The sequence below is a fragment of the Amphritea atlantica genome, from assembly GCF_900111095.1.
Classification (GTDB): Bacteria; Pseudomonadota; Gammaproteobacteria; order Pseudomonadales; family Balneatricaceae; genus Amphritea; species Amphritea atlantica.
In genome coordinates, this window is the sequence record NZ_FOGB01000010.1 from 16,564 (window position 1) to 43,494 (window position 26,931).

The 26,931-nt window shown below is 53.0% G+C and carries 22 protein-coding genes; 12 read left to right on the top strand and 10 right to left on the bottom strand.

From position 1 onward, the window contains the following. The first annotated feature begins 12 nt into the window (after positions 1-12). Both BMY09_RS15380 and BMY09_RS15385 read left to right on the top strand, forming a co-directional pair. Positions 13-396, top strand: coding sequence for a hypothetical protein (locus BMY09_RS15380; protein WP_091360110.1), 384 nt, complete (start codon positions 13-15; stop codon positions 394-396). A 182-nt stretch (positions 397-578) separates the two neighbouring features. Further along, positions 579-1,688 (top strand): GIY-YIG nuclease family protein, encoded by a 1,110-nt coding sequence (locus BMY09_RS15385; RefSeq protein ID WP_139203202.1) that lies wholly within the window; start codon positions 579-581, stop codon positions 1,686-1,688. Positions 1,689-1,703: 15 nt separating this feature from the next. Here the strand turns inward: BMY09_RS15385 and BMY09_RS15390 are convergent, their stop codons facing one another. The 3 genes from BMY09_RS15390 to fadB form a co-directional block, all read right to left on the bottom strand. After that, the gene (locus BMY09_RS15390; protein ID WP_091360114.1) at positions 1,704-2,294 is read right to left on the bottom strand and encodes an acyl carrier protein phosphodiesterase; all 591 of its coding nucleotides are present in this window, start codon (positions 2,292-2,294) and stop codon (positions 1,704-1,706) included. Positions 2,295-2,375: 81 nt separating this feature from the next. Further along, positions 2,376-3,554, bottom strand: coding sequence for an acetyl-CoA C-acyltransferase FadA (gene fadA / locus BMY09_RS15395; RefSeq protein ID WP_091360116.1), 1,179 nt, complete (start codon positions 3,552-3,554; stop codon positions 2,376-2,378). Between the two features lie 13 nt (positions 3,555-3,567). Further along, positions 3,568-5,739: a fatty acid oxidation complex subunit alpha FadB gene (fadB, locus tag BMY09_RS15400; protein WP_091360117.1), complete on the bottom strand. Its 2,172-nt coding sequence runs from the start codon at positions 5,737-5,739 to the stop codon at positions 3,568-3,570. 393 nt (positions 5,740-6,132) lie between these two features. Here fadB and BMY09_RS15410 point away from each other — a divergent pair, with 393 nt between their 5' ends. Further along, complete coding sequence (locus BMY09_RS15410) at positions 6,133-6,711, top strand: 1-acyl-sn-glycerol-3-phosphate acyltransferase (protein ID WP_091360119.1); 579 nt, start codon at positions 6,133-6,135, stop codon at positions 6,709-6,711. 40 nt (positions 6,712-6,751) lie between these two features. On the opposite strand, the gene BMY09_RS15415 is transcribed toward BMY09_RS15410, so the two are convergent. The 7 genes from BMY09_RS15415 to BMY09_RS15445 form a co-directional block, all read right to left on the bottom strand. Then, positions 6,752-7,522 (bottom strand): enoyl-CoA hydratase, encoded by a 771-nt coding sequence (locus tag BMY09_RS15415; RefSeq protein ID WP_091360121.1) that lies wholly within the window; start codon positions 7,520-7,522, stop codon positions 6,752-6,754. 41 nt (positions 7,523-7,563) lie between these two features. After that, positions 7,564-9,228 (bottom strand): AMP-binding protein, encoded by a 1,665-nt coding sequence (locus BMY09_RS15420; protein WP_091360122.1) that lies wholly within the window; start codon positions 9,226-9,228, stop codon positions 7,564-7,566. Positions 9,229-9,380: 152 nt separating this feature from the next. Further along, on the bottom strand, positions 9,381-9,836 hold the full coding sequence (locus tag BMY09_RS15425; protein WP_245756606.1) for an SCP2 sterol-binding domain-containing protein: 456 nt from the start codon (positions 9,834-9,836) through the stop codon (positions 9,381-9,383). A 20-nt stretch (positions 9,837-9,856) separates the two neighbouring features. Continuing rightward, a complete protein-coding gene (locus BMY09_RS15430) occupies positions 9,857-11,656 on the bottom strand; it encodes an acyl-CoA dehydrogenase C-terminal domain-containing protein (protein ID WP_091360123.1) in 1,800 nt (599 codons plus the stop codon). A 257-nt stretch (positions 11,657-11,913) separates the two neighbouring features. Continuing rightward, a complete protein-coding gene (locus BMY09_RS15435; protein WP_091360124.1) occupies positions 11,914-12,750 on the bottom strand; it encodes a universal stress protein in 837 nt (278 codons plus the stop codon). Next, positions 12,737-15,121 carry an efflux RND transporter permease subunit gene (locus BMY09_RS15440; RefSeq protein ID WP_091360125.1) on the bottom strand — a complete coding sequence of 795 codons (2,385 nt, stop codon included), beginning with the start codon at positions 15,119-15,121 and terminating at the stop codon, positions 12,737-12,739. The genes BMY09_RS15435 and BMY09_RS15440 overlap by 14 nt, the downstream gene beginning before the upstream one ends. Then, on the bottom strand, positions 15,114-16,223 hold the full coding sequence (locus BMY09_RS15445) for a WD40/YVTN/BNR-like repeat-containing protein (protein WP_175483560.1): 1,110 nt from the start codon (positions 16,221-16,223) through the stop codon (positions 15,114-15,116). Before BMY09_RS15445 ends, BMY09_RS15440 begins: the two co-directional genes overlap by 8 nt. Positions 16,224-16,589: 366 nt before the next feature. On the opposite strand from BMY09_RS15445, the gene BMY09_RS15450 reads away from it, so the two are divergent. The 9 genes from BMY09_RS15450 (at position 16,590) to BMY09_RS15490 (ending at position 26,925) form a co-directional block, all read left to right on the top strand. After that, positions 16,590-17,708: a high-affinity branched-chain amino acid ABC transporter substrate-binding protein gene (locus BMY09_RS15450; protein ID WP_091360273.1), complete on the top strand. Its 1,119-nt coding sequence runs from the start codon at positions 16,590-16,592 to the stop codon at positions 17,706-17,708. 116 nt (positions 17,709-17,824) lie between these two features. Further along, positions 17,825-18,751: a high-affinity branched-chain amino acid ABC transporter permease LivH gene (livH, locus tag BMY09_RS15455; protein ID WP_091360129.1), complete on the top strand. Its 927-nt coding sequence runs from the start codon at positions 17,825-17,827 to the stop codon at positions 18,749-18,751. After that, complete coding sequence (locus BMY09_RS15460; protein ID WP_091360131.1) at positions 18,748-20,010, top strand: high-affinity branched-chain amino acid ABC transporter permease LivM; 1,263 nt, start codon at positions 18,748-18,750, stop codon at positions 20,008-20,010. The genes livH and BMY09_RS15460 overlap by 4 nt, the downstream gene beginning before the upstream one ends. Next, positions 20,007-20,774 (top strand): high-affinity branched-chain amino acid ABC transporter ATP-binding protein LivG, encoded by a 768-nt coding sequence (livG, locus tag BMY09_RS15465; protein ID WP_091360133.1) that lies wholly within the window; start codon positions 20,007-20,009, stop codon positions 20,772-20,774. Before BMY09_RS15460 ends, livG begins: the two co-directional genes overlap by 4 nt. Position 20,775: 1 nt before the next feature. Next, the gene (locus BMY09_RS15470; protein WP_091360135.1) at positions 20,776-21,477 is read left to right on the top strand and encodes an ABC transporter ATP-binding protein; all 702 of its coding nucleotides are present in this window, start codon (positions 20,776-20,778) and stop codon (positions 21,475-21,477) included. Between the two features lie 648 nt (positions 21,478-22,125). Beyond that, complete coding sequence (locus BMY09_RS15475) at positions 22,126-23,490, top strand: sigma-54 interaction domain-containing protein (protein ID WP_091360136.1); 1,365 nt, start codon at positions 22,126-22,128, stop codon at positions 23,488-23,490. Positions 23,491-23,669: 179 nt separating this feature from the next. Further along, positions 23,670-25,319: an acyl CoA:acetate/3-ketoacid CoA transferase gene (locus BMY09_RS15480; RefSeq protein ID WP_091360138.1), complete on the top strand. Its 1,650-nt coding sequence runs from the start codon at positions 23,670-23,672 to the stop codon at positions 25,317-25,319. 66 nt (positions 25,320-25,385) lie between these two features. Then, positions 25,386-25,880, top strand: a complete 495-nt coding sequence (locus BMY09_RS15485; protein WP_091360140.1) for a SixA phosphatase family protein — start codon at positions 25,386-25,388, stop codon at positions 25,878-25,880. An 88-nt stretch (positions 25,881-25,968) separates the two neighbouring features. Beyond that, complete coding sequence (locus BMY09_RS15490) at positions 25,969-26,925, top strand: AEC family transporter (protein WP_091360142.1); 957 nt, start codon at positions 25,969-25,971, stop codon at positions 26,923-26,925. The last annotated feature ends 6 nt before the right edge of the window (positions 26,926-26,931 follow it).

A 26,931-nucleotide genomic window follows, 5' to 3' on the forward strand; every position in this document is an offset into this window, starting at 1 on the left:
AGGAGCAGCAGTTTGTCCCACAGGCAACGGTATACCACGGGTTATCTGTCAGCGCTGGCGTTTGCTATGCTGCTGTCCATCTCCGGATCGGCCATCGCGATGCAACTGACCGATCCGCGATCCGCAGCCGTTTACATCATCAAGCTGCGGCCCCTGATCAACGCCTGCCGGCAGCAGGCTGATGCCAGCAACAATTTAACGACCCTCTGGAACAGCTCTGCCTGCCGACTGTTGTTGAATGAGGAACCCCAGTTTACCCGGGCCTGGCAACTGCTACTGCCGCAAGGCAACATCAACCCCCTCGCCGAGGTCCCTTATTCGTTGCGAAAAACCACTATCGACACCTATTCAGAGTACAAACAACTGGCGGAGCGGATCGCCCAGCTGAACCGCTGAGGGGATTTTTTTTAAACTTTTTTTCCAGCAGACGCTCTGCTCATCGGCTGAATAAACCATGAAATCAGTCAGATAGCCCGACTCATTTTTCTGTCTGAAAAAAAACAAAATTTCAAGTCTTACCTTTGCCTCCCGGATCTCTATAATACGCCCTCTTTTTGCCAGCGGTACCGGGTAATATCTTGATTATTTTCACCATCACCAACACAGTTTCACAACAGGTTTATGTCGGCTCCACCCGAAACGATATCGATAGCCACTGGGAGACATTGCTGATCGCAGCAGAGTCTGGCGTTGAGGCCGAACTTTATAATGACATTCGTAATGCCGGAGCCCACAGCTTCGCACTGAGCGAGTACGGTTTCGCTGAAAACCTCAGCGAGGCCCGCGAGCTGACCGCGGATGCACTGGAAACCTTCAACGGTAAAAGCCTGCAGGGTCTGATCACCAAACCCAAACCCAGCAAGGTGCATCGTCAGAGCGCTGAAGAGCGCAAAGCCGCACTCGCCCTGCTGGAAGAAGCAGAACAGAAAGCCTTGCTGAAAGGCGAGGTCGCCAAGCCCTCCGGTGAAGTTGACCTGAAACTGCTGGCCCAACAGCGGGATGCCGAACTGGAAGCACGCATCGCGCGTGAACGGCAGGAAACCAGGGCGATGAACAAGGTGCTTGCCGCAATGGACTCCCGTAAACGTGGTGGCGGCGCGAAAACAAAAGCAAAAAAAGCCGCCGTAAAGCCGGCCAGTCAGTCCACCGCTCCGAAGCTGGCAAGCGGTAAAGTAGCCTCCGCAAAACAGGAAAAACTGATCCGGGAAAAGATTGCCCTGGAGCGGGAAAATCGCGAAAGCAGCAAACTTTCAAAGCAAAAAGCGGAAGCTCAGGAGATGGCAGCAGTGATGGCGCGTATCGATGCCCGCGCTCAGGGGATGCGTAAAACCGCGCCCAAAACCAAACCCAAATCAGCGATCCGCAGTAGTCTGAGCCTGACACCGAAGAAACCGGCGGAAGCCCTCCGCGATAGCCGGCTGGAACTGGACCGGGATAGCGTTAAAAGTGCCGAAATTGCCCTGTTACAGCAGGAAAAAAATCGCGCTACGACAGCGCTCTCTCTGACACAGAAACAGACCACTCCCGCCCGTCTGAATGCGCGCCCCGGTCTTAACAAAGAACAAAAGATAGCCCATACCATTGCCCGTTACCGCAATACTGCAGAACCTGCAGTTAGCAAAACAGGGCATGGTCAGCAGGAACTGATCAGTACTCTGCAGGCCAGATTAGCCCAGCGCAACCGCTAAAGGGCAGCCAATCTGTCAGTTCCCGGAGTCGATCAGCGGTGATGGGAACTGTTGCACCAGATCTGCAAAAAAGACACTGAAGCCCGCTTCAAACCGGGGATAATGGCGTTCAAGCTCCTCCCCCACTCCGGTAAACTGATTGCTAAACCTGATCCGTCCGGCAATCCGGTCAAGCGCGTAGCTCACCCCGTCCAGGCGCTCATAGCTGCCAAACCAGTCAGACCCGACGATACGCTGGGTGACCTGTTGCATTCGCGGTGGCATCAGCGACTGTCCGGCAATCAGATCGTCATACAGAGTATCGACCACCCGGGTCTTAGACTGAGAGCTGAACTGCTGCCAGTGATTCAGCAGGTAGTGATCGAACAAAACATCCAGTGCGATACCGGCAAACCGACGCCGCTGTCGACTAAACAGACGCTTCATCTGCTGTACCTCAGCATGCTGATCGGTAAACTGATCGACCCGACGATGATTAATCAGCCCCTGCAGAACCTCCGCGGGCAGCATCTGCTGATCGATGCCACGGGCAAAGTCCCCCAGCAGATTGCCTACCCGGGACTCCACCGTTGTGTCAGCCAACACCAGATGCGCGAAAAAATTCAAATAAAAAACCCCGGATCATGTAACACCAGGTCACAGTATCCGGGGTTTTATCAGCAGCGGCAACCACCGCTGCCGCGGTGATCAGTTGAGTCGTTCAAATACGGTCGCGATCCCCTGCCCCATACCGATACACATGGTTGCCAGTCCCAGGCTACCATCATTCTGCTCCATCACATTCAGCAAGGTGGTAGAGATCCGGGTACCGGAGCATCCCAGAGGATGGCCCAGGGCGATGGCGCCGCCATTCAGGTTAACTTTCTCCTCCATCTGATCAATCAGTTTAAGGTTTTTCAACACCGCCAGTCCCTGAGCAGCAAAGGCTTCATTCAGCTCAACATAATCGATATCTTCGATTCGCAGACCAGCCCGTTTCAGCGCCTTCTGAGTAGCAGGTACCGGCCCGTAACCCATGATAGAAGGATCACAGCCAGCCACCGCCATTGAGCGAATCTTCGCCCGGGGCTTCAGACCGAGCGCCTGAGCCCGGGCTGCCGACATCATCAGCATCGCCGATGCACCATCGGAGAAGGCTGAGGAGGTGCCGGCAGTGACGGTACCTACCTTGGGTACAAAGACCGGCTTCAGTGTTGCCAGCGTTTCTGCGGTTGTTTCCGGACGGATAACCTCATCCTGCTCAAGCAGAGATTTGAAACCGTTTTCATCGTGTCCTTCAACGGCCACAATCTCATTATCAAAACGACCTTCACGGCGGGCCTCATCAGCCAGACGATGAGAACGGGCACCAAAGGCATCCTGCTCTTCACGACTGATCATGTTCATCCGCCCCAGCATCTCTGCGGTCAGGCCCATCATCATCGCAGCCTTAGCCACCTGCTTACTCATCTGCGGATTGATATCGATACCGTGAAGAATGTCCAGATGCCCCATGTGCTCAACCCCGCCAACCATAAACAGGTCACCGTTGCCACTCATGATCGCCTGGGCCGCGGTATGCAGTGCCGCCATAGAGGAACCACACAGGCGATTAACAGTCTGCGCTGCCACACTATGGGGCAGCCCTGCCAGCACCGCTGCATTACGGCCGATATTAAAGCCCTGCTCTTTGGTCTGGTTAACACAGCCCCAGATCACATCTTCAATCTCTGCCGGATTGACATTGGGATTACGCTCCAGCAAAGCGTTCATCACCCTGGCAGACAGCTCCTCAGCCCGCACATTACGGAAGGAACCCCCTTTTGACTTGCCCATCGGGGTGCGCACCGCATCGACGATGACTACATCATTTGGATTCAGACTCATCTTCGATTCCTCCTTAGTTAGCGTGCTTGTTTGATTGAGCGTTCAGGTAGGTGGCACCACTGGCCGCCATCTGCTGCATCGTTTCGGTTGGCTGATACAGCGGTCCCAGCTCAGCATACTTATCAGCCATCTCACAGAATGCGGCCAGCCCCATCTCATCCAGGTAGTGGAAGACTCCGCCCCGGAACGGCGGGAAACCGATACCATAGATCAACGCCATATCCGCTTCTGCCGGTGAGGCAACAATCTGTTCCTCCAGACAACGAACCGTTTCGATACACAACGGGATCATCATCCGTTCAATGATTTCCTGATCCTCAAACGACCTGGCACTGCCAACAGCCCCCTGCAGCAACTGATCGACGTCCTCATCAGCAAGCTTGGCAGGTTTGCCCTTGCGATCCAACTCATAACGGTAGAAGCCCTTGCTGTTCTTCTGACCATAACGCTCCAGACTATACATCCGGTCAATCACCGACTCACCTTCGTGCGCCATGCGCTCCGGGAAGCCCGCGGCCATCACCTGATCCGCATGGTGGGCGGTGTCGATACCGACCACATCCAGCAGATAAGCGGGGCCCATCGGCCAGCCAAAGCCTTCCATCACTTTATCTACCTGACGGAAATCCGCACCATCCTGTAACAGACCATTAAAACCGCCAAAGTAGGGAAACAGCACCCGGTTTACCAGGAACCCAGGGCAATCATTCACCACAATCGGCGTTTTCCCCATCGCAGTAGCATACGCCACGGTGCGGGCGATGGTTGCTTCAGAGGTTTTCTCTCCGCGGATCACCTCCACCAGCGGCATCATATGTACCGGGTTGAAGAAGTGCATACCACAGAAGTTTTCCGGCCGTTTGAGCGATTTGGCCAGTTCGGTAATAGAGATCGTTGAAGTGTTTGACGCCAGCACCGCATCGCTGGCGATATGTTGTTCGGTCTCTGCCAGCACCATCCCCTTCACTTTTGGATTTTCAACCACCGCCTCAACCACCAGATCGACGGTGTTGAAATCACCATAGCTGAGGGTCGGACGAATCCGGTTGATCGTCTGCGCCATCTTCGCCGCATCGATGCGACCCCGTTTCAACTGACCACCCAGCAGCTTGTTAGCCTCATCCAGGCCCAGTTGAATCGCCGCTTCGTTGATATCCTTCATCAGAATCGGCACCCCTTTTGAGGCCGACTGATAGGCAACGCCGCCGCCCATAATACCAGCCCCCAGAACAGCCGCCTGGGTCACCTTTTCAGCCTTCGCTTCATAGCCCCGGCTGACTTTTTTCACATACTGGTCCTTCATGAACAGGCCGACCAAGGCTTTCACCACGGGTCCGGAGGCCAGTTTAGCAACGCCCTCAACCTCAGCCTGAATCGCTCTGTCACGATCCATACCGCAGGACTTCTGAATCGTTTTCACTGCCTGTAACGGCGCAGGATAGTGAGGCCCAGCTTTGGCACCAATCATCCCTTTAGCCGTTTCAAAGGCCATCATCTGTTCAATCTGATTCAGTTTCACCGGACTCTGTTTTTCAACACGTCGGGCAGCATAATCGAATTTACCTTCGGCACACTGGCGCAGCAGATCAAGCGCCGCCTCACGTACCCGGTCCTGGGCTACAACCGCATCCACTGCACCATCTTTCAGTGCCGCATCGGCGCGTTTTTCGGCACCGGTACAGATCCATTCATTGGCATTGTCGATCCCGATAATCCGGGGCAGGCGCACAATACCGCCCCAGCCTGGGTTGATCCCCAGCTTCACTTCCGGCAGCCCCACTTTGGCTTTTTCGCCCATCACCCGATAATCGGTGGAGAGGCACAGCTCAAATCCCCCTCCCAGCGCCAGACCATTAATCGCAACAACCGTCGGACAGGGCAGATCTTCCACCGCGTTGAAAATCCCGTGAGTTTCCAGCAGTTTAGCGATCAGTCCCGCCTCACCCTGTTCAAACAGCGAACTGAACTCTGTAATATCGGCACCGACAATAAAACTCTCTTTGGCACTGCTGAACAGCACACCCTTAATGTCTTCAACCGCACTCAGCTGGGTCAGCGCATCTTTCAGCTCCCCCAGGGTGAGTTGATTAAACTTATTCACCGGTTCATTGCTCAGATCAAAACACAGCTCATACAAGCCGTTGTCGATCTCCCGAACCTGAATAGCCTTTCCTTCAAATTGCATGGTGCACTCCATACTCAGGATAATTATTGTTCGTCATAGTAAACATCTGACTCTTTCTCTGTACGCCGGACTGCCAAATCAGAAACAGGGAGATAACACTGCGTACAGTACAGACTTTTTAATACTAGTCGCGGGGGATTTTCCAGCAATAACAAAAATAGCCTTTATCAGTAACAAAATCGTCTATATTTAATTTATATCGTTTAAAAACAAAAGATTACAAGAAACAACTGAATCACAATTATGAGCAAAAAAATGATCGGCTACGGCTTTTATAGTGTTTCTCGATCAGTAATGCGGGACAGCCGCCAACGGACTAAAGGGTTGTTACGTATCAGACAGGGACAATTAACATTACAATAACGTCAAAACAGCGACACTTTCAGATATCTCATGCACTCGACTATTTTTGACAATCCGGTACTACAACCCGCGCTGCGCTGGGTTTCCCGCAAATTTCTGAAGATGAACAAGTGGCAACTGGATTTTAGCGCCATTCAGGGGATCGATAAGTGCGTGCTGATCGGAGCTCCCCATACCAGTAACTGGGATCTGCCCTACGCACTGATGCTGGCGTTCAGCCAGGAACTTCCCATCTACTGGATGGGCAAGGTACAGATATTCAGATTTCCCTTCCGTCACCTGATGATGTGGCTGGGTGGAATTCCCATCGACCGTTCAAAATCCCTCAATGTGGTCTCCCAGGCAGCCGCTCAGTTTGACCATGCGGATCAACTCTATCTGGTGATCGCTCCCGAGGGAACCCGCTCGCAGGTCGACGAGTGGAAAACCGGCTTCTACCATATCGCCCATCAGGCCGGGGTTCCGGTTCTGACCGCCTATCTGGACCTGCGAGCCCGTAAAGCCGGTATCTACTGCAGCTATACAACCAGTGGTGATATCGATAAAGACCTTGAGGAAATTAAAGCTCTGTATGGCGACCTGTTATTACGCCATAAGGGAAATCAGTAAATCATAACGCTTTCGCGTGAACTCACCTGACAGACGCTCCTCAGAAACGGGAAAAATCCGCTTCACGCTTCTCTATAAACGCCTGTAACGCTTCGGCAGCTTCGGCTGAACCCAACCGGGCAGCAAACTGTTCAACCTCCGCCACCATTACCTCCTCCAGCTGAGACTGGGTATAGCTGCGCAGCATCGCCTTACTCTGCCGTACCGCTTCAGGTGCCAGACCCGCCAGCTTCTCCGCCTGCAACATTGCCAGATCCTCTAAACTGTGATGCATAACCACCTGATTGATCAGCCCCAGATCCCGGGCGGTTGCGGCACTGAAAGACTCGCCCATCACTAGCAGTTCAAATGCCCGACGATGCCCCACCAGTTGCGGTATCAGCAAGCTAGAGCCACCTTCAGGCACCAACCCCAAACGGGCAAAGGGCAGCTGAAAACGGGCCTGATCACTGGCGATCACCAGATCACAATGCAGCAACAGAGTAGTACCGATACCGACCGCAGCACCGGGCACCACGGCAATAATCGGCTTTTTCAGGGAAGCGATAGTATGCAAAAACAGCAACGGTATCTTAACGGCATCCGGACGCCCTGCTGCCGCGATAAAATCAGCAATATCGTTACCGGAGCAAAAGCTGTCGCCAGTGGAACCCAGCACGATGACTCTGACATCAGGGTTCTCATCCGCACTGATCAGTGCTGTAGTTAACCCCTCATACAGCGGTAGCGTGAGGGCATTTTTCTTCTCGGGACGGTTCAGGCGAATATGACACAGATGCCCCTGGGTGGTGATACTCAGCAGTTCACTCATAGCCGACTCCTGTATAGTCAGAATCTGATTTCGACAATATTTCAGGCAGCATGACTACCGGGCTTCTCGTTGCGCAACATACGCCGCAGCACTTTGCCCACATTTGATTTGGGCAGCTCATCGGCAAACTCGACGATCTTAGGCACTTTATAAGGGGTCAGGCGCTCTTTACACCAGTCGCGAATCTCTTCGCTGGTGACCTTTTCTTTCGTCACCACAAAAAGCTTTACGATCTCGCCACTGTGAACATCAGGCACTCCCACTGCAGCGCACTCAACCACCGCAGGATGCAGAGTGACGACATCCTCAACTTCATTGGGATACACATTAAAGCCGGACACATTGATCATATCTTTTGCCCGGTCAACGATTCGCAGATAACCATCCGCCTCAATAATCGCCACATCACCGGTAATAAAGAAGCCATCATCGGTAAAACAACTGCGGGTAGCCTGCTCTTTCTGCCAGTATCCCAGCATCACCTGAGGCCCCTTAACACAAAGTTCCCCTGGCTCGCCGACACCCAGAGCCTGGCCCTCAGCGCCGACAATTTTTACCTCGGTCTCCGCCACCGGTGGGCCTATTGTGCCCACACGGATATTTCGCGGCGGGTTCATCGCCACCGCCGGCGACGTTTCCGTCAGGCCGTAAGCTTCCAGCACCTGGCAACCGGTCAGCTTCTCCCAGGCCTTCGCCGCAGCTAAGGTCAGCGCCATACCGCCGGACAGAGTGACTTTAAGATGGCTGAAATCGATCAGATGGCTGTCTTTATGATTACAGATCGCAACAAACAGGGTATTCAGTCCGATAAACGCCGATACCGCATGCTTTTGCAGCTCTTTGACAAAGCCAGATATATCACGGGGGTTGGCAATCAGCAGGTTATTACCGCCCAGCTCAAGCACCGCCATGGTGATAGTAAAGGCATAGATATGATAAAGCGGTAACGGCGCGACCACCATCTCCGCCCAGTGCTTATCGGCATCTGAGATCAGCTTAACCCCCTGAAGGAAGTTGGAGATCAGGTTGCCATGGGTCAGCATTGCACCTTTGGAGACACCGGTAGTGCCGCCGGTATATTGCAGCACCGCAATATCGCTGCAGTTCTGAGGCACCACCTGGGGCTTCTGACCTGCCTTTTGCTTTAACACATGCCGCAGTTCGATCGCCTGGGGCAGATGGTACGCAGGTTCCATCTTCCTGATATATTTCACCACCGAGTTGATCAGCAGCCGTTTTAAAGGCGGGTGCAGATCGGCAATCTGGGTGGTAAAAACATATTTTATCGGGGTGTTAGCAATAATTTTATCAACATTATGTGCAACCCCTTTGTAGACCACCAGCGCTTTAGCGCCCGAGTCATTAAACTGTTTTTCCAGCTCCCTGGGAGTGTACAACGGGTTCGTATTCACGATGATCAGGCCCGCTTTGAGCGCGCCGAACAGCACCACCGGATACTGATTCAGGTTCGGCAGTTGAATCGCAATACGATCACCCGGTTGCAGATCGGTTTCCTGCTGCAGGTAAACGGCAAACGCATCCGACAACTGCCCCAGTTCGGCATAGCTCATCGCATTGCCAAAGCTGGTAAAGGCGGTTTTAGAGGCATATTCGCTGACGATTCGCTGGATAACATCGGTCAGCGTGTTATAGCCTTTTGGATTCAGACTTTCTGGAATCCAGCTACCGCGTACTTTTTGATCCATATTCAGATCCCGTCTACTGTCATTGTTATTGTTGTTAAGCTGTTTTTTATACCGGGTGCAGCGTTAAACCCGTTGCTCTCAGCATAAGTGCTCAGAGGAAAAAGTCTAATATAATCAGCAGTAACCGTGACGCAGTACTGCTGATTTACGGATTAACCGGCAGGAAACAGGGCTTCCAGGCGGGTTGCCAGCATCACATCGCCTTCAGCACGGATGCGACCAGCCATAAACGCCTGCATACCGTTCGTTTCTCCCTCCAGCACCTCTTTGAAGGTCTCGCTGTCCATCATCAGAACCACACTGGGATTATCATGCAGCCCTTTATCCAGCGCACACTCCCCACCTGAAATAGCCACATAATAGGCATCGCCTTCATCCAACTTATACTGAAACACCGCCTCCAGGCCTGCCGCGGCATCGCTGTTAAAGCGCCCGGCCATGGTTTCAAACAGCCCCTGAATCTCTGACATATCCCTCTCCTCTGTTGCTTTTAGCTGCGACGACATGCGTGAACCCTGACGCCGCACGCGATGATTAACTCTGATCAGACCGGTCAGTAATGCCTGACCGGCTTTGCTTCGTACCAACTTGGTGGCAAATAGTTTCATTGTTATTTCAACGGCCCGGTTCAGCAGGAAAACTCTGCTTCATCCATCGCCAGCAGATTATCCGCACCGGAATCGATGGTCGCTTCCAGGGTTTTCGTCCGGGGCAGAATCCGCTCAAAGTAGAACCTAGCGGTTTTCAGTTTCGCCTGATAGAAGCTCCGGTCGCCTTCACCGGCATCCAGTTTCTGCTGCGCAGTGACGGCCATTCTGGCCCACAAATAGGCCATCGTTGCATAGCCGGAATACATCAGGTAATCCACAGAAGCGGCACCGACCTCTTCCCGGTTCATCATCGCTTTCATGCCGATACGCGTGGTCAGATCACCCCACTCTTTATTCAATCGGGCAAGCGGACTGATAAACTCCTGCATGGCACGATTCTCAGCCTGGGACTGGCAGAACTTATGTACCACTTTGGTAAAGGATTTCAGGGATTCGCCCTGAGTCATCAGCACTTTACGGCCTAACAGATCGAGCGCCTGAATCCCGGTGGTGCCTTCATACAACATCGAGATACGACTATCACGAACGTTTTGTTCCATCCCCCACTCACTGATATAACCGTGCCCACCAAAGATCTGTAATCCCAGATTGGCTGATTCAAAGCCGGTTTCAGTCAGAAACGCTTTAGCTATCGGTGTCAGGAAAGCCAGCTGAGTGTCGGCCTGCTGCCGCTCATCACTATCGGTGGTCAGGTTAACTCTGTCTACCAGCTGCGCGCAGTAATAGATCAGCGCCCGTCCGCCTTCAGCAAAGGCTTTCTGGGTCAGCAGCATGCGGCGCACATCAGGATGAACAATAATCGGATCAGCAGGCTTGTCGGGACAGGCAGGGCCATTCAGCGCCCGCATCTGCAAACGGTCCCGGGCGTAAGCCAGTGAGTTCTGATAGCCCCACTCCGCATGGGCCAGCCCCTGCAGCGCGGTACCCAGACGTGCGGTATTCATAAAGGTGAACATACAGTTCAGGCCTTTGTTTTCCGGTCCGATCAGATAGCCGGTAGCGCCATCAAAGTTCATCACACAGGTAGCGTTACCATGAATCCCCATCTTATGTTCCAGTGAACCACAACTCAGGTTATTCCGTTCACCGACATTACCATCACTATTGGGCAGAAACTTGGGTACGATAAACAGCGAGATACCTTTGGTCCCCTGGGGAGCATCCGGCAGACGGGCCAGCACGATATGAACGATGTTATCTGCCATATCGTGCTCACCAGCGGAGATAAAGATCTTGGTGCCGCTGATTTTATAGCTGCCGTCGGCCTGGGGTTCCGCTTTGGTTTTCAGCATCCCCAGATCGGTACCGCAATGGGATTCGGTCAGACACATAGTACCGGTCCACTCGCCACTGATCAGCCGGGTCAGGTAGGTCTGTTTCTGCGCTTCTGTACCATGAGCTTCAATGGTATTCATCGCCCCGTGGCTCAACCCCGGGTACATACTCCAGGACCAGTTGGCGGAGCCAACCATCTCATTGAGTACAATACCGATCGATTCCGGTAACCCCTGCCCACCCCATTCAGGATCATGGGCCAGAGAGGGCCAGCCCCCTTCAACAAACTGCTGATAGGCCTCTTTAAAACCGGTAGGCGTTTTCACCTCGCCATCCGTTAGTTGACAGCCTTCCCGGTCACCCACCTGATTCAGGGGTGCCAGCACCCGCTCAGCAAACTTTGCCCCCTCTTCCAGAATAGCGGCCACCATATCCGGGGTCGCCTCTTCACAGCCCGGCAGGCTCTGGTAGTGCTGTTCACTGTGCAGCATTTCGTCCAGTACAAACTGTATATCTTTTAAGGGCGCTTTATATTCCGGCATGATGACACCTCGACAGATCCTGTATCGCACCTGCATCAGGGACACAGGTATCTTGTGTTAATTATTGTATGCCATGAGGATCTATCAAATACCCCACATTACCAATAACAAAACCTTCCATTATCACTAACACAAAAAATCATATCGATATTTAAAACCATTTAATCCTTATTTTTCATAAACTTAAAAAATAATAGATAGGTATTTTTTATTAACAAAAAAGCCCGGATAAACCGGGCTTCTGGACTGAAGTCTATTTACTGCTGTAACACAGGAACCACCTGATCAGACAACCCGATCCGCAGTACCAGAATATCGCAATCCAGCCGCGGCAATATCCGTTCGGCAGTATTCCCGATCAACGCCCCCTTTAAGCCGCCGCGGGCCCGGGTACCGATCACCACCAACCGCGCAGACTGCTTCGCTGCAGCTTCAGGAATCCAGTATTCAGCAGGCCCCTCTCCTACAGCAACATCCTGTGCCTGCAACTGCAACCGGCTTAACTGTGCTTCAAGAGCCTGATGCGCTTTCTTCTGAATCAACTCCTCTGACTGCATCACAGGATCAGCGCCCATCATCGCAGAGGGGCAGGCAACCGCAGCGGCTAAGGTTGATCCGGTCGCCAGGGCAATCTGAGCTGCAACTTTAAGGACATCATCATTGAGTCGTCGCTGGTGAGCATCATTAGCCAGCGAGTTAACGGCGGCCATCACCACGCCATCCTGCCAGAGCAGATCTCGCTTAACCATCAATACCGGACAGGGAAGTTCCCGCAGAATCTGACCATCCACCGAAGTCATAAAGCCTTTACTGCGGGGATCACAACTCTTTATTAACAAGCCAAAAGGCTGCTGTTGCAGAAACTTAGCCAGTAACTTTAAGAGCTTATCTCTGGCGACGACATGAAGCGCCACAGAGATGCCATCACTCTCCAGCTGCTGCACAGCGGCTTCCGCTTTTTCAATGCTGTCGCCAAGCCAGATCAGGGTTACCTGACTATGCAAACGTCCGGCGATCAGACGACAACGCTGCAATGCATTGCACGACTGATCCTGCTGATCCAGCACCAGCAACAACCGTTTATTTAACAACATTTTTTACCTCCGGAGGGGTTGTAACAGTAGCTTTCGCTCCACAGTTAAGCAGACAGGCAAGCGCGGGCAGCAACACCAGAGCACCCAGCATATTCCAGAGGAACATAAAGGTGAGTAACACGCCCATATCCGCCTGAAATTTAATCGGAGAAAAGACCCACAGCACCACGCCAATCGCCAGCGTTAAGCCGGTGAAAGCCACCGATTTACCGGTTGTTTTAAGCGTATTAAGATAAGCCTCCTGCAACGGCATCCCCTGCACCAGATAGGTATTGAGTTTGGAATAGATATAGATGCCGTAATCGACACCAATGCCTACCCCCAGAGCAATCACCGGCAGGGTCGCTACTTTGACGCCGATACCAAAGCTGGCCATCAAGGCCTGACAGAGAATCGAGGTCAGCGCCAGCGGTGCAATGATACACACCAGAGTCTTCAGTGACCGGAAGGTCAGCAGACAGAGCAAACCCACCACCGCGTAAACCCAGGCCAGCATCTGATACTGAGCAGTACCGATCACCTCATTGGTGGCGGCCTCAAAACCGGAGTTGCCGGCTGCCATCTCAAACTGTATCCGGTCCGAACCATACTCCGCGGCAAACGACGCGATCTGGCGGGTCAGGTTATTCAGGGTTGCGGCCTTATGATCATCAAGAAAGATGATCACCGGCAACAATGAACAGGAGGGGTTCATAAGTCCCGCGGGCACGTAGGAGAGAGAGGCGTTGATCACCAGTTGATTACGGCTCACAGTACGCCACTTCAGGCTGCCCTCATTGAGCCCGGATGTCACCCGTTTGGACACATCCACCAGCGATACACTGGACTGCACCCCGGCAATATTGGTCAGGTAATACTGAAACCGGTCCACCAGCGACAGCGTGGAAAAGCTGGAGCATTGATCTTTATCGGTACTGACCATCACCACAAAGATATCGCTGGAGGTCGAATAGTGCTGAGTGATAAAGCGGTTATCAAGATTATATCTTGAATCCGGACGCAGCTCCGGAGCACCGCTATCAAGATCACCGATCTGTAGCTTCTGCCCCTGATACACGCCACCCAGCAACATCATCAGCGCAATCACCACAGCAACCCGGGCACCGGAGGGGGTCGCAAACCAGGTCAGCAGCTGCCAGCCACTGTGCTGTTTCTGCTCCGCTTCCCGGGCTCTCCGGGTCGCCGTTTCGCCAATACCTAACAGCGACATGATAACCGGCAACAGAAACAGATTGGTGAGAATAATCACGGCAATCCCGAGCGATGCAGCGATCGCCAGATCCTGAATTACCCGGATCTCAATCACCATCAGGGTGACAAATCCGATACCATCCGATAACAGCGCCGTCAGGCCCGGAATATACAATGCCCGGAACGCCCGCCGTGCTGCCAGCCATCGATCTGCGCCCCGGGCACTTTCCAGAGCGATAGTATTAACGATCTGTACTCCGTGGCTCACCGCAATAGCAAATACCAGAAACGGCACCAGCATCGAATAGGGGTCCAGCCCATAACCCAGCAGCTTTAGCAGCCCTAACTGCCAGATCACCGCTATCACAGAGCAGGCCAGCGGCACCAGCGTGCCGGTAATACTGCGGGAATAGAGATACAGCAGTACCAGGGTGATCAGCAGGGCGATAGCAAAAAACACCGCCACCTGCGCGGCACCCTCGATAAGATCCCCCACGATCTTGGCAAAACCGGTGATATGAATGCTGATATTGTCAGACTGATAACGGTCCCGTATCAGGGTTTCCAGCTGTTGAGACAACACCTGATAGTCGAGTTTTTCACCGGTATCCGGATGCTTATCAAACAGCGGCACCTGCACAATCGCCGAGCGGAAATCGTTCGCCACCAACCGGCCTACCTGCCCTGAACGCAGAATATTCAGCTTAATCTGTTCAAGACTCTCGGGCGAGCCATCATAATCCGGCGGAATCACCGGACCACCCACAAACCCCTCTTCGGTGACTTCGGTCCAGCGGACATTGGGGGTCCAGATTGAGGTCAGTGCCGCCCGGTCAACGCCGGGAATAAAGAACAGCTCATCGGTAATCTTTTGCAGTGTCTGCTGAAACTCAGCGGTAAAGATATCCCCCTCTCGTACCGCGACCGCAACCCGGACACTGTTACCCAGTCCGGCAAGGTCATCCCGGTTTTTGAGATAGTTCTCAACGTAGGGATGAGAGGTCGGAATCATCTTCACAAAACTGGCATCAGGACGGATCTGCACCGCCTGCCAACCGAGGAACAGGGTCAGGGCCGCAAACACCAGCAATACCGGTAACCGGTGGTGAAACAGAAATCGTTCAGCGAACTCTTCAGAACCTTTGATCGGTGCTAACAGGAGCCGGGAGAGCTTATTCATGGGCCACCTCCAGCGTATGCAAACCGCCCTCACCTACCAGAATATACCCTCCATTCAACGCCAACCCGGCACTCAGAGAGTGCCGTCCACCACTGGGCAGCTGCGAGAAATGCTGACCATCGGCACTCTGCAGGATCAGCCCCCCCTGCCCCAGTAATACCAGTTGCTGCGCCTGAGTCACCGCGCTGACCAGAGTTGCTGCATGCCCGGTCTCCACCGGCAGCCATTCCAGCCCGTCGGTCGAACGAAAGAGGTGGCCTCGCAGCCCCATCAGATAGAGTTGGTTGTTGAATTCGGTGATGCCGAAAAAAGAGCCATCATAAGGAGTCTCTATACGTTGCCAGTGATCGCCGCCATCCTCTGAGCGAAACAGCAACCCGGCCTCACCCACGATGTACAGATTTCCCCGATGATCCGCTCTCATAGCGTTCAGGTGAAAGTTATCCGGATTGTCCAGCCGATCACCCCAGTATGCCCAGCTGTCACCACCATCCTCGGTTTTCAGTAACAGGCCATAGCCTCCCAGAGCAAAGCCGCGCTGAGAGTCGGCAAACCAGATATCCAGCAGCGGCACCCCCGCCCCATCATCCACCGCCGCAGCAGCGTCACCCGCCTGCCAGGACACATTGTCCAGCTGCTCAGCCAGTTGGGCATTATCCGGCTGGGCATCAAGCGCTGCCTGTAACTCTGCCATCTTCTGTTGCAACCGCTGCAAGCGCAGCTGATTGATCTGATTACCGTCCAGCAACAAGTGCCAGTTGACACCACCATCGTCGGTCTCGGCCAGCAGGCCATCGTGCCCGGTCAGCCACCCATGTTGAGCATCAGCAAAGCAGACCGACGTCAGCATCACGCTGAACGGAGTTGACTGCTGCTGCCAGCTTTGTCCCTGATCGGTTGAGCGCATCACCACGCCCTGATCACCCACAGCAACCAACTGATTACCGCTGGCGGCTATATCCAGCAACAGCGTCTGAGCAGCACGATAGGAGGGTAAAGCGGGGGTAGTAAGCCGATCCACTCCAGATTGCGCCGCAGCAGCGCCCGCCATCAGAGTAGCCGATACTATAATAAAGCCAGTGAGTGACCGGATCAGATCCATACGTTTCCCAGTTATTATCATTATGCAGGAATTAATTTTTTCTCCGACGCCCGCATCCTTCAGCAACCGTCCGAAATAAATCGCTTAGGCTGGAATCATTAACAAAAACGGTCAGATGCTCAATAACAAATAGTGGCAATTTCGTTAACACTTTCGCCACAGCACAGAGTAAAGCATTCCAGATCAACATAAATGTATAAAAGTCCTCTGCTTAGATTGCAATTTGTAGACGGCCAGAGGTAGAGTTAGCCACTGCGACAGAGGTAATAACATCTGTGAACAGACCCGAATTCAATCAACAACCGGCTGTTCTCAGATGGTGCACTCAAAAACCTCTGCAAAGAACAATAAATGGAGATTAGCTCGATGAATCAATTCCGCAAAACATTGCTCGGTCTGAGCACCGCCGTATGCATAATGGGTTTAACCGCTGCTGCACAGGCCGACACCCTGAAAATCGCTCTGGCCGGCCCGGCGACAGGCCCTGTCGCCCAGTATGGTGATATGCAAAAAATCGGTGTTATGGCAGCGATTGACGATATCAACAAAGCAGGCGGTGTGAACGGTATGATGCTGGAAGGCGTTATCTATGACGATGCCTGTGATCCCAAACAAGCCGTCGCCGTTGCGAACAAAATTGTCAATGATGGTATCACTCAGGTGGTTGGCCATCTGTGCTCCTCCTCCACTGAACCTGCCGCAGATATCTACGAAGAGGAAGGCGTATTGATGATTACCGCCGCGTCCACCTCACCTTCGATCACCGAGAAGGGCTACCAGATGGTTTTCCGCACCATCGGCCTGGATAGTCTTCAGGGCAGTATGGCCGCTCAGTACATCCTTAATACAGCTAAGCCGGCCCGTGTTGCCGTTATCCATGATAAGCAGCAATACGGTGAAGGACTGGCAACAGCGGTTCGCGATCAGCTAGCTGAAAACGGCGTCAAAGCGGTTATGTTTGAAGGTGTCACCCCCGGCGACAAAGACTTTTCCGCCCTGATTGCCAAGCTGAAAAAAGAGAACGTTGATTTTGTCTACTACGGTGGCTACCACCCAGAGCTGGGTCTGATCCTGCGTCAGTCTGCTGAAAAAGGCTTCAATGCACAGTTTATGGGCCCCGAAGGCGTAGTTAACTCCGATCTGGCTAAGATCGCTGGCGACGCAGCTGAAGGCGTGCTGGCCACAGCACCGAAGAGCTTTGACCAGAACCCGGTCAACGAAGCACGCGTTGCGGCCATCAAGGCCAAAGGCGAAGACCCAACCGGTCCGTTTGTTTTCACAGCTTATGCTGCGGTTGAAGTAATGACCGATGCGATGGAAGCGACAAAATCGACTGATTCTGAAGCGTTGGCTGACTATATCCGCAGCCACGACTTCGATACAGCCATCGGTAAAGTAAAGTATGACGAGAAAGGCGACCTGACGGAGTCAACTTTCCTGGTATACCGCTTACACAAGGATGGCTCTAAGACTCCTGCTGAGTAAATTACTGTAATATCAATAGATTATCGAACTGCAACGCACCCTGTTGCAATTCGTCAATCCCGATTCCCTGATGCCGCGATCCGGCATCGGGGATTCGTTTTATATGGTCCCTGCAAATGTCAGAATTCTCGCTTTATCTGTTGCAACAGCTCATTAACGGGCTAACCATCGGCTCTACCTACGCCCTGATCGCCATCGGCTATACCATGGTTTATGGCATCATCGGCATGATCAACTTCGCCCACGGCGAGATCTACATGATCGGCTCCTACGTAACCTTTATTGTTATCGCAGGTCTGCTGGGCATGGGTATGGTAAGCCTGCCAATCATCCTGATAATCGCCCTCGTGGTCGCCATGTTTATCGCCAGCACCTATGGCTGGACGATTGAGCGGGTCGCCTATCGCCCCCTGCGGGGCTCAAACCGGCTGATTCCACTGATCTCCGCGATCGGCATGTCAATTTTCCTGCAAAACTTTGTCGTCCTGTCCCAGGGTTCCCGGGATGTTGCCCTGCCTCCGCAGATTACCGGTGGCTGGAACTTTGGTGACCCCAGTGTCTTTGAGGTTTCCCTTTCCTATATGCAGGTACTGATCTTCATCATCACCTTTATCAGCATGACTCTGCTGACGCTGTTTATCTCCCGCTCCCGCATGGGTCGCGCCTGTCGCGCCTGTTCAGAGGATCTGGGGATGACCAACCTGCTGGGGATCGATACCAACAAGATTATCGCTCTCACCTTTATTGTCGGCGCCGCCCTGGCTGCCATCGCAGGCCTCTTGCTGGGGCTCTACTATGGAGTGGTCAACCCCTTTGTTGGTTTTATCGCGGGTCTCAAAGCATTTACTGCAGCGGTACTCGGAGGGATCGGTTCAATTCCCGGCGCAGTGCTCGGTGGCCTGATCCTCGGCGTTACCGAAGCGATGACCTCCGCATTCTTCCCCTCAGAATATAAAGACGTTGTCTCATTCGGTCTGCTGGTGCTTATCCTGCTATTCCGTCCAAGCGGACTCCTGGGCAAGCCGGAGGTAGAAAAAGTATGAATTCCAGTAAGCTTTATAATGCAGTTTTTGCCGCCGGTATCTCCTTCATCCTCGCCTGCCTGATGATCGGCGTTAAACTGGATACCGACAGTACCGTACTGGCTGTCAAAGGCGCCACCGCCGAACAGTGGGCATGGATTATTGGCGGTATCGCGGTGGTATTTCTGTCGCAACTGTTCAGTACCCAGGTTGACGCCCTCTTCCGCGCCATTCCCAAACCTGATATCCAGGCGCTGCTGCCGCAACAGCAAAAGTTTGCCACCCTGAAGCCCTGGCTGATCGCAGCGATCATTGTCGTAATGATGATCTGGCCATTTATGGTTTCCCGAGGGTCGGTTGACCTGGCAACCCTGACACTGATCTACATTATGCTGGGGCTGGGACTGAATATCGTGGTGGGCCTTGCCGGCCTGCTGGATCTGGGCTTTGTCGCTTTCTACGCGGTTGGCGCCTACACCTATGCCCTGCTATCCCAGTATTTCGGTATGTCGTTCTGGGCCTGCCTGCCAATATCAGCGGGGCTGGCGGCCACCTTTGGCTTCCTTCTGGGCTTTCCGGTGCTGCGTCTCAGAGGTGATTACCTGGCAATTGTCACCCTCGGTTTCGGTGAGATAATCCGCATTCTGCTAAACAACTGGACCTCCCTGACCGGCGGACCCAACGGGATCTCAGGCATCGCCAAACCGACCCTGTTTGGTCTGGAGTTCAACCGCCGAGCCAAAGAGGAAGGCGCGATGACCTTCCATGAATACTTTGATATGGATTACTCCAGTTCCTACAAAGTGATCTTTCTCTATCTGATCGCAGTCTTGCTGGTGATCTGTGTCATCTATCTGATCAACCGTCTGATGCGGATGCCGATTGGTCGCGCCTGGGAAGCGCTGCGGGAAGATGAGATCGCCTGCCGTTCTCTGGGACTGAACCGCACCGCCATCAAGTTATCAGCGTTCACTCTGGGGGCATCAACAGCAGGATTTGCAGGCTGCTTTTTTGCCGCCCGGCAGGGCTTTATCAGCCCGGAATCATTCATATTTATCGAGTCAGCCATCATTCTGGCGATTGTGGTACTGGGCGGTATGGGCTCGCAGATGGGCATCATCTTCGCCGCCATTATTATGACTATTCTGCCGGAACTGGCACGGGAGTTCTCTGAATACAGGATGCTGCTGTTCGGCCTGCTGATGGTAGTGATGATGCGCTGGCGCCCTCAGGGACTGGTACCGATGAAACGACCGAATCTGGAGTTGAAACAACAATGAGTCAGTTACTGCTGGATGTAAACGGTCTGACCATGCGCTTCGGCGGCCTGGTAGCGGTAAACGGGGTAAACCTGAAGGTAAAAAATCGCCAGATCGTTTCAGTTATCGGCCCGAACGGTGCCGGGAAAACAACCGTTTTTAATTGCCTGTCCGGTTTTTATATTCCCACGGAAGGCAGTGTCATGCTCAAAAATGAGCAGATTGCCGGCCTGAAAGATTATCAGATTTCACGCAAGGGTCTGGTACGCACCTTTCAGCATGTCCGTCTGTTTCAGAAGATGACCGTGATTGAGAATATGCTGGTTGCACAGCACCGGCATCTGAATACCAACCTGTTCTCCGGTTTGCTGAAAACGCCGAACTATCGTCGCCTTGAAAAAGACGCGATGGAACATGCCGCACACTGGTTGAAAGAGGTGGGACTGCTGGAATATGCCAACCGGGAAGCGGGCAACCTCGCTTACGGGCAGCAACGCCGCCTTGAGATTGCCCGTTGCATGGTAACCCAGCCCGAACTGCTGATGCTGGATGAGCCCGCCGCAGGTCTGAACCCTAATGAGACCAAAGAGCTGGACGAGCTGATCATTAAGCTGCGTGATGAGCATGAGATCTCGATCCTGCTGATTGAGCATGATATGAGCCTGGTTATGGGCATCTCCGATCACATCTATGTGATTGCCCAGGGCACCCCTCTGGCCAACGGAACCGCCGAGCAGATCAAAGGCAACCCCGATGTCATCAAAGCTTATCTCGGAGAGGAATAAGATGCTGCAGATCGAAAATGTAAACACCCATTACGGGCAGATTCAGGCACTTCATGATGTCAGCATTGAGATCCGTCAGGGGGAGATCATTACGCTCATCGGTGCCAACGGCGCGGGCAAAACAACCCTGATGATGACCATCTGCGGCGACCCCAAAGCCTCATCCGGCAAGATTGTTTTTGAAGGGGAGGAGCTGGAACACTGCAACACCCCTGAGATCATGCGCAAAGGGCTGGCAATCGTCCCCGAAGGACGCCGGGTGTTCAGCTCGATGACGGTAGAAGAGAACCTCTCAATGGGGGCCTATTTTCGCACCAAAGAGCAGGCTGAAGAGACGGTTCAATATGTTCTTAAGCTGTTCCCGCGTCTCGAAGAACGGTTTAAACAACGGGCAGGTACCATGTCGGGCGGCGAACAACAGATGCTTGCCATTGGCCGGGCACTGATGAGCAGACCCCGCCTACTGCTACTGGATGAACCCTCTCTGGGGCTGGCACCGATCATCATCAAACAGATTTTCGATATTATCGAACGTCTGCGGGATGAGGGGGTCACCATCTTTCTGGTGGAGCAGAATGCTAACCAGGCTTTACGAATCGCCGACCGGGCCTACGTTCTGGAAAATGGCAGAATCGTTAAAACCGATACCGGGGCTAACCTGCTCACCGATGAATCGGTTCAAAAGGCCTATCTCGGGGGCTAGAAGCGTCTCCAAAAAGATACAAAACCAGCCTGTTGGCTGGTTTTTTTTCGTTCTTTAGTCGGAGAAATGTTCAGAATCACCCTAATAAACTGACTAAAATCAACCAAAACAGCAATTTTTGCTTACACTACAGTGATTTACGTCAACATTTTTAATCCATCATTATTGTGCTAATATAAGTCGCATATAAACGACACAAAAACACTCTTCTGAGACTGTTTTTTGTCACACAGAAGCAACAGAAACACAGCAAGTACTGTTAAGGATTTTGAAGTAAACGTCCAGAATACAGTTTTGAGGTAACACACATGAGATGTCTATGCCCACAGTGCAAGTCACTACTGGAACATCAAAGCATCAGTCTCCACAGTGGCTTGGTTGAAGTTAAGCACATACACAACAACACCCTCTATATCTGCAAAGACTGCTCAGCGCAGATTGGGCTGGTAAGCGTGCCTCACAGCTGGCAACTGATGCCGTATACCGAAAATCAGCGCGTCGCCTGATTTTTTATTTTGAGCGCCAGGCCTGGCGCTCGAACAGGAGTCTTACAGCGGCTCTGCCATTCAGCAGTAAAATCTGGCACACTGGTGTGTACATGTCCCTGCGCGCATACCTGCGTACATCTAAGTATAAGTGCCGATACCGATGAGCCAGCTTGAAACCCTCATTAACAGCAGCGACGAAAACCTGCTTACCCTGCTCTCCAGCCTCTGCCAGGGCGCTATCGCCATCGATCAGCAATGCCGGGTTGTCTGGCTAAGCGAACAATACCGGGAGTTTCTTAACCTCCCCTCGGATGCACCTCTTACCGGACAACCGGTTGAAGAGATTCTGCCTACCACCCAGCTTCCCCGTGTAGTGAAAACTGGTCAGCCAAGCTTTCTGGATCTGATGCAGATTAATAATCGCTGGTGCGCAGTCACCCGCCTGCCGCTGAAAAATCCCGATGGCTCAGTGTTTGGTGCTATCGGCTTTATCTTCTATGACAATCTGAACAATCTGCAACCGTTGTTTGATAAATTCGCGCGCCTGAAAAAGCAGTTGGTCTCGGAAAATCTGTTGCGTACCAGTAAGTATGAACTGGATGATCTGGTGGGGGATTCAGTCCCACTTCTCAAAGTCAGACGCCAGGCACTGCGGGCAGCGCAACTGGATACCACCATTCTGCTGCTGGGAGAGACCGGTACCGGCAAAGAACTGCTGGCTCAGGGCATTCACAACGCATCGCCCCGCAGGGACGGCCCCTTTGTCGGGATCAATATGGCGGCACTACCGGAAACACTAGTGGAGTCTGAACTGTTTGGTGCCGTAGCCGGCGCCTTTACTGGCGCGACAAAAAGCGGTCGGCAAGGCAAAATACAGCTGGCTGCTGGCGGCACCCTGTTTCTCGATGAGATCGCCGACATCTCTGCTGCGATTCAGGCAAAGCTGTTACGGGTGCTCCAGGAGCGGGAGGTGGAAGCGCTGGGCTCCAACCGCTTAGAGAAGATTGATGTCAGAATTATCGCCGCGACCTCACGCAACCTCAAACAGCTGGTTGATCAGGGACGCTTCAGGGAGGATCTCTACTATCGGTTAAATGTTCTGCCGCTACGACTCCCGGCGCTACGGGAAAGAAGATCCGATATCCCGGCACTGTGCAGCCATCTGCTGCAGAAAATCGCCCGGGACTCAGGCCTGCCTGCACAGGAGCTCAGCAGTGAGGCGATCACCTGGCTGCAGCAGTACCACTGGCCCGGCAATGTCAGAGAGCTGCACAACCGGCTGGAACGCGCCTGCGTTATGGCGGAACAGAATGCGATCTACCCGGATGACCTGGGTGCCGATGATATTGCCCAGACCACACCGGCGTTTTCAGCTAACAGCCTGTCTCAGATTCGCAGCCAGGCAGAAGTGAGCTCTCTGCAACAGGCACTGCAGCAGTGCCAGCATAATAAAACCCAGGCCGCTAAACTACTGGGCATCTCCCGTGCGACACTTTACAACCGGATAAAGCGTCTAAAACTGTAAAATCATAAAACTCAAAATAGACATATCTTTACACTTTGTTTAAAAATATAGACAAATCTATTATCAATCTTTGATATAAATCACTATAAATAATTGATTAAAAAGAGCTTTAAAGCTATGGCCCAGCGTTTGCTATATATCTGTCTATATTAAAAAAATAACAACGTCAGGATCGATTTATGTCTAAGCAGATCAGTGCAGAACAAGCCGCGCAACTTATCCCAGACAACGCAACCATCGCCACCGGAGGTTTTATTGGCATCGGCTTCGCTGAAGCGATCGCCAAAGCAGTAGAGCAGCGCTTTATCGCTTGCCAGCAACCGCAGAAACTTGCACTGGTTTACGCTGCGGGCCAGGGAGATGCGCAACACCGGGGACTGAATCACTTTGCTCACGAGGGGATGGTCAGTAAAGTTATCGGCGGTCACTGGGGATTAGCGCCGGGCCTCGGTAAACTGGCAACGGATAATCGCATCGAAGCCTACAATCTGCCTCAGGGCGTGATCTGCCACCTGTTCCGGGATATTGCCGCAGGCAAACCCGGCACGCTCACCAAAGTAGGCCTGCACACCTTTGTTGACCCTCGCCTGGGGGGCGGTAAGATCAACAGCCGCAGCCGCAGCCGCACCGATCAGGTTGAACTGATCAGCCTCCATGGCGAGGAGTACCTGTTCTACAAAGCTTTCCCTATCGATATCGCCCTGCTGCGCGGCACGACAGCCGATGCAGATGGCAATATCTCCATGGAACGGGAAGCTCTGCCGCTGGAAGCTCTGGCGATTGCCCAGGCGACCCATAACAGCGGCGGAAAAGTGATTGTTCAGGTGGAACGCACCACCCACCAGCACCATCTGACACCCGACCGGGTTAAAATACCCGGCATACTGGTCGATCATTATGTCGTTGCAGACCCGGCTGACCATCCCCAGACATTTGCCGAGCCCTTTAATCCAGCTTATTGTGGCGATGTTGTTGCCCCGGCCAGCCAGGAAACAGAGCCACTATCTTCGCGAAAAATCATCGGCAGACGAGCGTTGATAGCCCTGCAAAAACACGCGGTGGTAAACCTCGGTATCGGCATGCCGGAAATGGTTTCAGCCGTGGCAGCGGAAGAGAAGATGCTCAATGATTTCACCCTGACAGTGGAGCCTGGCGGTATCGGCGGGCAACCAGCCAGCGGTCTCAGCTTTGGCGCCGTCAGCAATGCCGCGGCGGTGATCGATCAGCCGGCACAATTTGACTTCTACGATGGCGGCGGCCTGGATCAGGCTTTTCTGGGGCTGGCAGAGACCTGTTCTGAGGGGCATGTTAATGTCAGTCGTTTTGGTAACAAACTGGCTGGCGCCGGTGGCTTTATTAACATTACCCAGAACACTCGTGACCTTTACTTTCTCGGCACCTTCACCTCAGGACCTCAGCAGATTGAGATCAATGACGGTCAGCTACAGGTCATTAAAAACGGGCCGGTGAAAAAATTTCTGCGGCAGGTTCAACAGATCACCTTCAATGGTGAGTATGCGGTAAAGCAGGGCCATTCCGTCACCTTTATTACCGAGCGGGCGGTTTTTAAGCTCACCGCCGAAGGACTCCGGCTCACCGAAATTGCCCCGGGGGTCGATCTGCAAAGCGATATTCTCGACCAGATGGAGTTCCAACCCGTTATCGACGATAACCTGGTGCTGATGGACCCTCGTTTGTTTAATGAAGGGCCGATGAACCTGCAACATAGTGGCAGCCACCCAGCCGGTCATATGCGCAAGCTCTGGTCGCAGCTGGTCACCGGCGCAGAGGAGCAAACCCGGGAGCTGGACAGTTGTATTGCCAGTTAGCGGTTAGCTTTTCTATCCAGCTTAGTTAATACTGAGGTTATCATTCCCGCAGTTTAAGGACAGTTTATGAAAATGCTGACGCTGGTACGGCACGCTAAATCAAGCTGGGAAAACCCCGAACTGTCCGACTTTAACCGCCCGCTCAACAAACGCGGCAAACGGGACCTGCCCCTGATGGCATCCCGTTTGCTGGCTATGGGGATTGAACCTGACCTGATCCTCAGCAGCGGCGCCCGCAGAGCGATCACCACGGCCGAACAGATAGCTACAGCGCTGGAGTATCCAGTCAGCAAGATCATTGAAGTGCCTGAACTGTATCACGCCCGGGTAGAGACCCTGATCAACCTGTTACAGGGGCAATCAGATCACTACCGCCATCTGATGGTGGTGGGACACAACCCGACACTGGAGATGACCGGCCACTACCTCACCGATGAAAATATCCCCCACTTCCCCACCAGTGGGGTGATGCAGATCGCGCTGAGCATTACCTGCTGGGAAGAACTCTCGGAATCCTGCGGCAGCCTCGAAGCCCTGGATTATCCGAAACTGCATCAATAATCCCCTCCTCTCTGGAGAGCAACTGCAGCATAGGTGATATACTGTCTCAACACCGACATCTCTCTACCCGTGAAATGGAAACATCCCGTTGAACCTTTATATTGATACCCTGTTATTCACCAGTAACATTGTGGCACCGATCTTTTTTATTGTCTCACTGGGCTATCTGCTGATGCGGCTGAGGATTATTGATCAGGGCTTTATTGATACCTCGTCAAAGCTGGTGTTTACCATCACCCTGCCGGTTCTGGTGTTTATGAGCATATCCCGGATGGATTTTCAGGCCGTGTTCAATCCACAACTGCTGGGCTACTTCATCATCAGCACCCTAATCAGCGTTGCGATTCTCTGGCAGACAAGTAAATATTTCATCAAAAAACCCGAAGACCTGGGCGTTTTTATTCAGGGTTCATTTCGGGGCAACTATGGCATTATCGGGTTGGCGGTCAGCTTTAACATGTTCGGCAACAGCGGTCTGGCGCTGGCATCTCTGTTGCTGGTCTGCGTGATCCCTCTGTACAATATTCTCTCAGTGCTCGCACTTTCACTGCCGACGCAGCAAACCAGTGGCGCCAGCATCACCCGCCCGATCAAAGAGATTGCCCGCAACCCACTGATTATCGCGGTATTGCTGGCATTGCCTTTTTCCTATTTTGGCTGGGGACTGACAGCGGTGGGAGACAAGATCGGCAACTACTTCGCCAGCCTGACGTTACCGCTGGCCCTGTTGGCGATCGGCGGTTCGCTCAACCTGAGAAGCCTCAGAGATACCTCTGGCCAGTCTAGTTGGTCAACCCTGATTAAACTGGTCATCATGCCGCTGGTGCTGACCACAGGAGCCTGGCTATATGGCTTTAAAAGCCAGGAACTGGGAATCCTGTTTGTTCTGTTTGGCTGCCCAACTGCGGCAGCAAGCTTTATTATGGCCAAAGCGATGGGTGGTAATGCCCAACTGGCCGCCAATATCATTCTGACCACCACCCTGGGTTCGGTGATCACCCTGAGCAGCGGCATCTATCTATTACGTTTATGGAACCTGATCTGATTCTGA